At 63.9% G+C, this 9,249-nt stretch carries 9 protein-coding genes; all 9 read left to right on the top strand.

Annotated elements, in window-relative coordinates; all coding sequences use genetic code 11:
- Positions 1–220: 220 nt before the first annotated feature.
- Positions 221–1,117, top strand: coding sequence for a VOC family protein (locus tag VFE81_RS15135; protein WP_325045372.1), 897 nt, complete (start codon positions 221–223; stop codon positions 1,115–1,117).
- Positions 1,118–1,159: 42 nt separating this feature from the next.
- The gene (locus VFE81_RS15130) at positions 1,160–2,044 is read left to right on the top strand and encodes a CoA transferase subunit A (RefSeq protein WP_325045371.1); all 885 of its coding nucleotides are present in this window, start codon (positions 1,160–1,162) and stop codon (positions 2,042–2,044) included.
- A gap of 10 nt (positions 2,045–2,054) precedes the next feature.
- Positions 2,055–2,852, top strand: coding sequence for a ketoacid CoA transferase (locus VFE81_RS15125; RefSeq protein WP_325045370.1), 798 nt, complete (start codon positions 2,055–2,057; stop codon positions 2,850–2,852).
- 8 nt (positions 2,853–2,860) lie between these two features.
- Positions 2,861–3,754, top strand: a complete 894-nt coding sequence (locus tag VFE81_RS15120) for an enoyl-CoA hydratase (RefSeq protein ID WP_325045369.1) — start codon at positions 2,861–2,863, stop codon at positions 3,752–3,754.
- The gene (locus VFE81_RS15115; protein ID WP_325045368.1) at positions 3,751–4,833 is read left to right on the top strand and encodes a nitronate monooxygenase; all 1,083 of its coding nucleotides are present in this window, start codon (positions 3,751–3,753) and stop codon (positions 4,831–4,833) included. The genes VFE81_RS15120 and VFE81_RS15115 overlap by 4 nt, the downstream gene beginning before the upstream one ends.
- 113 nt (positions 4,834–4,946) lie before the next feature.
- On the top strand, positions 4,947–5,765 hold the full coding sequence (locus VFE81_RS15110) for an enoyl-CoA hydratase family protein (RefSeq protein ID WP_325045367.1): 819 nt from the start codon (positions 4,947–4,949) through the stop codon (positions 5,763–5,765).
- A complete protein-coding gene (locus VFE81_RS15105) occupies positions 5,762–6,943 on the top strand; it encodes an acyl-CoA dehydrogenase family protein (protein ID WP_325045366.1) in 1,182 nt (393 codons plus the stop codon). Before VFE81_RS15110 ends, VFE81_RS15105 begins: the two co-directional genes overlap by 4 nt.
- A 62-nt stretch (positions 6,944–7,005) precedes the next feature.
- Positions 7,006–8,067: an acyl-CoA dehydrogenase family protein gene (locus VFE81_RS15100; RefSeq protein WP_325045365.1), complete on the top strand. Its 1,062-nt coding sequence runs from the start codon at positions 7,006–7,008 to the stop codon at positions 8,065–8,067.
- The gene (locus VFE81_RS15095) at positions 8,067–9,218 is read left to right on the top strand and encodes an acetyl-CoA C-acetyltransferase (protein ID WP_325045364.1); all 1,152 of its coding nucleotides are present in this window, start codon (positions 8,067–8,069) and stop codon (positions 9,216–9,218) included. Before VFE81_RS15100 ends, VFE81_RS15095 begins: the two co-directional genes overlap by 1 nt.
- Positions 9,219–9,249 lie beyond the last annotated feature (31 nt).

Below are 9,249 nucleotides of genomic sequence, written 5' to 3'. Positions count from 1 at the left end.
TACAAGGTGCCGCGGCATCTCACGCTCGTCGATCAGCTGCCTGTCAGTGCGGCCGGCAAGGTGCTCAAATACCGCTTGCGGGAAGCTGTCGAAAGCGACGTCAAACGCCACGAAAAAACTGCTGAAAACACCGCTGCAAGCTAGTCCCAACAGACGATGTTAGCCACCCCCGGGACCGCCAGAATAAGCCTGACAACAACAGCTTCTGGAGGAGTCGGAGATGATCGATGTGCGGGCTTTAGGCTACGTCGTCGTGCAGTCGGCAGATGTCGACACATGGCGCGGCTACGCGGAAAACGTGCTGGGCATGCAGGCACAAGACGCAACGGATGGCGCGCTGTACGTGAAGATGGACGAGCGCGACTTCCGCTACCTGATCGTACCCGGCGACGCTGATCGCTATTTCGCGTCGGGTTGGGAACTGGCCGACGCGGCCGCGTTCAACGACGCGATCCGCGCCCTCGAGCAGGCCGGCGTGGAAACGATCCGCGCCAGCGCGCAAGAAACCGCGCTGCGCCGCGTGCAGGCGATGGTGTGGTGTACCGACCCCTCCGGCAATCGGCACGAGTTCTTCTGGGGTGTGCGCACCGATTTCCGGCGCTTCACTTCACCGCTCGGCGTGTCCGGTTTCGTCACTGGCGCGATGGGCCTCGGCCATGCCGTGCTGCCCGCACCGCAATTCGACGCGACCGATACGTTCCTGCGTGACGTGCTTGGCTTCGAACTCTCCGACATCTTCCGCGTGCGCTTTACCGACGACCCCGCCGAACCCGAGAAACGCATCCACTTTCTGCATTGCAAAAACGCGCGTCATCACAGCCTCGCGATCATGGACCTCGCGGTGCCGTCTGGCTGCATCCACGTGATGGCCGAAGTGAACTCGATGGACGAAGTGGGCCGCGCGCTCGACCGGGTTGCAGCGCTTGACGTGAAGCTCTCCGCGACGCTCGGCCGCCATTGCAACGACCACATGATCTCGTTCTACATGAAAACGCCGGGCGGCTTCGATCTGGAGTACGGCTACGGCGGCCTGACGGTCGACTGGGCGCAGCACAGCGTTTACGAGGCGACGCGCGTGAGCCTGTGGGGCCACGACTTCAGCGTTGGATTCCGCTAGGGCCGAGTCAGCAAACACGCAGGAAACCTGCAGGAATAACGCATGAAACCACTCGATAAAACACTCAGCGCGCGCGACGCCGTCGCGCAACTCGCCGACGGCATGACGATCGGCATCGGCGGCTGGGGGCCACGCCGCAAACCGATGGCACTCGTACGCGAGATCGTCCGCTCGAATCTGAAGGACCTCACCGTGGTCGCCTATGGCGGTCCTGACGTCGGGCTGCTGTGCGCGGCAGGCAAAGTCCGCAAGCTGGTGTTCGGTTTCGTATCACTCGATGTGATTCCGCTCGAACCGCATTTTCGGCGGGCACGTGAAAACGGCGCGCTCGACGTATGGGAACTCGACGAAGGCCTGCTGCAACTCGGCCTGCGTGCAGCGGCCGCACGTCTGCCGTTTTTGCCGACGCGCGTTGGCCTTGGCACCGATCTGCTGAAACACGCGCCGCATTTGCGCACCGTGCAATCGCCGTATGGCGGAGAAACGCTGCTGGCAATGCCAGCGCTCGAACTCGACGCCGCGCTGCTGCACGTGAATGCTGCGGACAGGATGGGCAATACGCGCATCGACGGTCCTGATCCTTTCTTCGACGCATGGTTCGCCCGCGCGGCGGCGAAGTGCTTCGTCAGCAGCGAAACGCTGGTCGAAACGCTGGCGAGCGAGGATCTCGATCTCGCGCGCCGTAACACCTTCGAACGATCGCTCGTGAGCGGCGTGGTGCACGCGCCGTGCGGCGCGCATCCCACTTCGTGCGCGCCTGCTTACGGCTGGGATTTGCCGCATCTGAAGGCGTATTGCGCGAGCGCGGAAGATCCGCAACAAACAGCCGCTTACCTGAGTGACGTAGTAGGCGCCGACGAACCGGGCTATCTGCAACGCGCAGGCGGCCGGTCCCATGTAGCGGCGCTGCCGTTGCCGATTCTGTAATGGAGCGCACATGAGCGACTCTCTCGATTATTCCCTCGCCGAACTGATGATTGCCGCTGCGGCGCGCGTCTGGCGTGATGACGGCGAAGTGCTGGCAACCGGTATCGGCACGGGGCCACGTCTCGCCGCGGGTCTTGCGCGCCTCGCTTATAACGCGGGTCTGATGCTCACCGACGGCGAAGCGTATCTGGTCGAAGGTCCGGTGCCGCTCGGGCCGCGTGAAGCGGGTTACCGCGTGCAGGCGTCCGGCTTGATGACCTATGAGCGTGTGTTCGATTGCGTGTGGCACGGTAAGCGTCACGCGCTGGTGATGCCCACGCAGATCGATCGCTTTGGCCAGGCCAACATCTCCTGGCTCGGCGACGACTACGCCCGTCCGAAAACGCAATTGCTCGGCGCGCGCGGTTTCCCGGGCAACAGCATCAATCACGCGAATTCGTTTTTTGTTAGCGGCCACGGCAAGCGCACGTTCGTTGCCGGTGAAGTGGACATGGTGTGCAGCGTGGGCTACAACCCGGCGCGCGAAATCCCCGGCATGCGGGCGTTCACCGATCTGCGCAGCGTCATCACCGATCTGTGCGTAATGGATTTCGGCGGTGCGAATCATGCGGTTCAGGTGCGCTCGCTGCACCCCGGTGTGAGCTTCGACGAAGTGCAGGATGCGACCGGTTTCGAACTGCGAGCGCATCCCGAGATGCAGGTGACGCCGCCGCCGGGCGCCGACGATCTGCGCATCGTGCGCGCGCTGGACCCGCACAACCTGCGTGCGAGCGTCGTGCGCAATAACCCCGCGCCGCGTCGCGTGTGAGGGACATCATGCAAGTCAGCCACGAAAGCGTCGTCGACTATCGCGTGAGCGACGGCATCGCCACGCTTACGATGAATCGCCCCGAGTATCACAACGCGCAGAACTCGAAGATGACGTATGCGCTCGACGCCGCGTTCAAGCGTGCGTCGAACGACGATGCGGTGAAGGTCATCGTTCTCGCCGGCGCGGGCAAGCATTTTTCCGCGGGTCACGACATCGGCACGCCGGGTCGCGACATTGATCAGTCGTTCGAGCGAACCTCGCTCTGGTATGACCATGTCGGCAAGGAAGGCGGCGAGTTTCTGTACGCTCGCGAGCAGGAGGTTTATCTCGGCATGTGCCGACGCTGGCGCGATCTGCCCAAGCCGACCATCGCGATGGTGCAGGGCGCGTGCGTGGCGGGCGGTCTGATGCTGGCGTGGGTGTGCGACCTGATCGTCGCCTCGGAGGACGCATTCTTCTCCGATCCGGTGGTGCGCATGGGCATTCCAGGCGTTGAATATTTCGCGCATGCGTATGAATTGAATCCGCGCATCGCCAAGGAGTTTCTGTTTCTCGGCGAGCGCATGGACGCGGCACGCGCGTATCAGATGGGCATGGTCAATCGAGTCGTGCCGCGCGAGCGCCTGCAGGACACCACGACGGAAATCGCCACGAAGATCGCGCGCATGCCGCGACTCGGGTTGACGCTGACCAAACAGGCTGTGAATCACGTCGAAGAATTGCAAGGCAAGCGCGCGGCGATGGATGCGGCATTTGCATGGCACCACTTCGCGCATGCGCACAACGAACTGGTGAGCGGCGACAAGCTGGGTGGTTATGACGCCCGCAAGATGGCCGAGTCGCAGCGTCCCGTTGCTGCCGCGCATGAGAACGGAAAGGCAGACGGAGAAGCCGCATGAGCGCAACGCTGCATACGCCCCTGTGCGATCTGCTCGGTTGCCGCTATCCGATCGTGCAGACGGCGATGGGTTGGGTCGCCGAGGCCAGGCTCGTCGCTGCAACCTGTAATGCGGGCGGCTTCGGCTTTCTGGCTGGCGCGACGCTCGAAGCCGACCGTGTAGAAGCGGAAATCCTGCGCGTGAAGGCGCTGACGGACAAGCCGTTCGGCATCAACTTCCATATGTTTCAGCCGAACGCCGCACAGGTTGTCGATCTGGCGATCAAGCACCGGCTGCGTGCCGTGAGCTACGGCCGTGGGCCTGACGCGAAGACGATCCGCCGCTTCAAGGATGCTGGCGTGATGTGCATCCCCACCGTGGGCGCACCGAAACACGCGGCCAAAGCGGTCGAACTGGGCGCCGATGCGGTCACGGTGCAAGGCGCTGAAGGCGGCGGCCATACCGGCTCGATGCCGACCACGCTGTTGCTGCCTGAAGTGCTGGATGCAGTGAATGTGCCGGTGATCGCAGCAGGCGGTTTCTTCGACGGACGCGGTCTCGCGGCGGCACTCGGCTACGGCGCGGCAGGTATAGCAATGGGCACGCGCTTTCTGATGGCCGAGGAGTCGCCAGTGCCACGTTCGACGCTCGCGCGCTATGTGGAAGTCAACGACCCTTCACACATTCGCGTGTCTGCAGCGCTGGACGGTTTGCCGCAACGAATGATCGACAACCCTTACTTACTGCGCCTCGAAGCATTCGGCCCGTTGCGCCGCACGCTATTCGCATTGCGCACGGCTGAAGCGTGGCGCCGTCAGAGCGGCATGAGTTTGAGCCAGATGGCTTCGCTCGGCTTCAAGGCACTCCGCGATCACAGCTACACCGCGAGTCAGACGCTGATGGCGGCGAATGCACCGTTTCTGATCCAGCGCGCGATCGTCGACGGTGAGCCGGACGAGGGTGTATTGCCGAGCGGCCAGGTCGCCGCGGTGATCGGCGCGATCGAGCCGTGCGAGATCTTGATCGCACGCATCGTCGATGAAGCCGTGGCGCGGCTCGACGCGCTGGCGGCGATGCGCGGCACGCCGGTTCACGCGTGAATCGATCCATGACGCGACACACGATCCAGGATATCCGCCGCTGCACGACGCCACGCGTGACCCAGCGCATGACCTCATAAAGCAAATCCACAACACTCACCAGGGACGGAGACATGACAGACCCCATCAATAGCGTCCGCTCGCTGCCGTTCAGGATAGAACGCGAAGGCGGCATCGGCGAACTGGTGATCGACCAGCCGCCGGTCAATGCGCTCGACGCAAGTGGCTGGCAAGCGCTGGCCGATGCAATCGACGCGCTCGGCCGCGACGACAGCGTGCACGTCATCGTGCTGCGCGGCGCAGGCCGCGGTTTTTGCGCGGGCGTCGATATCAAGGAGCTGGCGGCACATCCCGACCGGATCGTCGCGGTCAACGCCGGCAATTACGCGACCTTTCGTGCGGTGCATCGCAATCCGAAGCCGGTGATCGTCGCAGTGCATGGTTTTGTACTGGGCGGCGGTATCGGGATTTGCGGCGCGGCGGACGTGATCGTTGCGTCCGACTGCGCGCGCTTCGGCGTGCCCGAGATCGACCGCGGCGCGATGGGCGGTGGCGCGCATCTGCAACGCATGTTCGGCGTGCAGAAAGTGCGTGCCATGTATTTCACGGGCGATATGGTCGACGCCGCTGAAGCCCACCGGCTCGGTGCGGTCGAGCGCGTGGTGCCACGCGAACAACTGCGCGAGGCGGCGTTCGAAATCGCCCGCAAGATCGCCACGAAGAGTCCCGCGATGCTGCAACTCGCGAAAGAAGCGCTGAACGGTGTCGAAGACGGCGACCTCGAAGACAAATACCGCTGGGAGCAGGGCTTCACCTTGCAGGCGTATATGACGAACGATTCGGCGGAAGCACGCTCGGCATTCGTCGAAAAACGCGACGCGCAGTTCGATGGTGCCAATGAAGCCGAACGCAAAGCCGGAGCGCGCGCATGAAGCTCGACTACACGCCGGCGCAACGCGCGTTCCGCGCCGAGATTCGCAGTTGGCTCGCCGCCCACGTGCCGCGCGAGCCGCTGCCGAGCTTCGACACCGAAGAGGGATTCGCCGCGCACCGGGAATGGGAACGTACGCTGCATTCGGGCCGCTGGAGCATGGTGACGTGGCCTCGCGAATTGGGTGGGCGCGGTTGCGACCTGATCGAGTGGCTGATCTTCGAAGAAGAATACTGGCGTGCGGATGCACCGATGCGCGTGAATCAGAACGGCATCTTCCTGCTCGGTCCGACCTTGATGGACTTCGGTACGGACGAGCAGAAGGCCCGTTTTCTGCCTGCGATGGCGGCGGGCGAACACGTATGGGCGCAAGGTTGGTCCGAGCCCAACGCGGGCTCCGACATGGCGGCGATCCGCGCGAGCGCGATCCGCACTGATGGCGGTACGGGCGGCGAATACATCCTGAACGGTCAAAAGATCTGGTCGACCCGCGCGGTGTGGGCCGATTGGCTGTTCGGCCTGTTTCGCAGCGATCCGCAATCCACGCGCCACCACGGTCTGACCTTCCTGATGATGCCGCTCTCGACGCCGGGCATTACCGTGCGGCCGATCCGTCAATTGAATGGACACACCGGTTTCGCCGAGATTTTCTTCGACGACGTGCGCGTTCCTGTCGAAAACCGTCTCGCCGGCGAAGGCATGGGCTGGCAGGTCGCCATGGCAACCGCCGGGTTCGAGCGCGGCCTGATGCTGCGCTCGCCCGCGCGTTTCCAGCGCACTGCCGAAGCGTTACGCGCGCTCTATCTGGCGCACCGCGCGCAAGCCGACCGCGAGCCGACCTTGCGTGACCGGGTGATCAGCGCGTGGATGGACGCGCAAGCCTACGCGCTCTCCACCTACGCCACCGCGAGCCGTTTGCAGAAGGGCGGTCACATTGGTGCGGAGTCGAGTACCAACAAGGTGTTCTGGTCCGAACTCGATCTCCGTATGCATCAAACCGCGCTCGATATTCTCGGCGCGCGCGCCGAGGTTGTGCCGAAAACGCAGGAGCAACACGCGGCGCTCGGTACCTGGCTCGACGGTTTTCTGTTCGCGCAAGCGGGGCCGATCTATGCGGGCACCAACGAGATCCAGCGCAACATCGTCGCGGAACGGATGCTTGGGATGCCGCGCTCGTGATGCCGGTGCTGCAACCAGCATGCAGCCCGCATTCAGACGCTTAAAGGATTGAGCGAGGAACTATGGATTTCGTATTCAACGAAGATCAGGAAGCGTTGGCGAGCAGCGTCAAGCGCTTTCTGATGACGGAGATGACGCCGGAGCTGATCCGCGAGTTGTGGAACACGCCCACGGGCCGCTCGGAACGCATGTGGGACATGTTTGCCTCGCAAGGGCTGACGGCCGTGTCGGTGCCGGAGAGTCACGACGGGATGGGGCTGGGCGTTGTGGAGTGGGCGCTGCTCGCGCAGACCTATGGCTATTTCGCGGGACCCGAGCCGTTGCTCGATACGGCGCTCGTGGCCGTCGGGATGCTGGAAGGTTTGCCCGCGAGTGCGCAACGCGATGCGCTGTTGCGCGATATCGCGGCGGGTACGGCGCGCGTGGCGATTGCGCATCCGGTGAATCCGTATGTCAGCGATGCGCACGTCGCACAGGTTTTGCTATGCGAGCGGGGCGGCGAGTTGCATTGGCTCACACCCGGCGCTTGCAGGTTGAGTGCGGTGGAGAGCATCGACCCTTCGCGTCGGCTATTCGAACTCGACTGGCAGGCAAGCGCGAGCACACGCGTAGCAACGGCAGCCGAAGCGCACCCGTTGCTGGCGCGCGCACTCGATCAAGGTGCATTCGCCGTTGCCGCGCAACTGCTCGGCCTCACGCAACGCGTGCTCGATGTCGCAATCGACTACAGCGCGCAACGCAAGCAGTTCGGCAAGCCAATCGGTTCCTATCAGGCGCTCAAGCATCTGCTCGCTGACGTCGCGATCCGCTATGAGTTCGCGCGGCCGGTGGTGTATCGGGCCGCCTGCGCGATCGCCGACAACGACCCGCAGCGTGCACTCTACGTCTCCCACGCGAAGCTCGCCGCTACCGCCGCTGCGCAACTCGCCGCGCGCCATGCGATGCAGGTGCACGGCGCAATTGGCTACACGTGGGAGCTCGACTTGCAGATATTCATGAAACGCATCTGGGCGCTCTCCGGCAGTTGGGGTGACACGACGTTTCACAAGGCCCGCGTGGCCGACGCGCTGATCGAGTCATGCACTCCGATCGGACCGGCCCGCACTTTCGAACTGGAATCGTGATGAAACAGGCTTATATCGTCGATGCGTTGCGCACGCCGACCGGCCGCCGCAAGGGCGGACTCGCGCAGGTGCATGCCGCGGATCTCGGCGGCTTCGTGCTGAAGGAACTGGTCGCCCGTAACGGCATTCCCGCCGATGAGTACGACGACGTGGTGTTTGGCTGCGTCGATACGATCGGCCCGCTGGCGGGCAATATCGCACGCACCTGCTGGCTCGCCGCGGGCTTGCCGTTGACGGTGCCCGGCGTAACCGTGGACCGCCAATGCGGTTCGTCACAGCAGGCCGTGCATTTCGCCGCGCAGGCGGTGATGAGCGGCACGCAGGATGTGGTGATCGCGGGCGGCGTGCAGACCATGACGCAGATTCCGATTTCGTCGGCGATGACGGCGGCCGAGCCGTTCGGTTTCACCGATCCGTTCTCGGGCAGCATCGGCTGGCGCGCGCGTTTCGGCGACGCACCGGTCTCGCAGTTCCATGCGGCGCAACGAATCGCGGACCACTGGAACCTGTCGCGTGAAACGATGGAGCGGTACGCACTGGAGAGTCACCGGCGCGCGCTGGCGGCAATCGAAGGTGGCCACTTCAAGCGCGAAATCGTGCCGTTGGTCGGTGTCGTTCACGACGAGACGCCGCGCAAGGACACCACGCTCGCCAAGATGGCTTCGCTTCAGCCGCTGATGCCAGGCGGCGCGCTAACGGCGGCTGTCTCGAGCCAGACCTGCGATGCGGCAGCGGCGATCCTGATCGTCTCCGAAGATGCGCTCAAGCGTTACGGCCTCACGCCGCGCGCTCGCATCCATCACCTGAGCGTGCTCGGCGACGATCCGCTGTGGATGCTCACCGCACCGATTCCCGCGACACGTCACGCATTGCGCAAAGCGGGCCTCGCGCTGGACGACATCGATGTGGTGGAGCTGAACGAAGCGTTTGCCTCGGTGGCGCTCGCGTGGCTTGCCGAGATGCGCTATCCACACGAGAAGACCAATCCAAACGGCGGCGCGATCGCGCTGGGTCATCCGCTCGGCGCAACCGGCGCGCGGTTGATGACGAGCCTGCTGCACGAGCTCGAACGCACGCAAGGTCGCTACGGCTTGCAAACGATGTGCGAGGGCGGTGGTCTTGCCAACGTCACGATCATCGAGCGCCTTTAAATGCGTCACTGAGCGCATCACTGTCTACGAG

This window comes from Paraburkholderia sp. (assembly GCF_035656215.1).
Classification (GTDB): domain Bacteria; phylum Pseudomonadota; class Gammaproteobacteria; order Burkholderiales; family Burkholderiaceae; genus Paraburkholderia.
The sequence above is the reverse complement of the archived record's forward strand: the minus strand, read 5'-3'. Positions and strand labels throughout refer to the sequence as shown.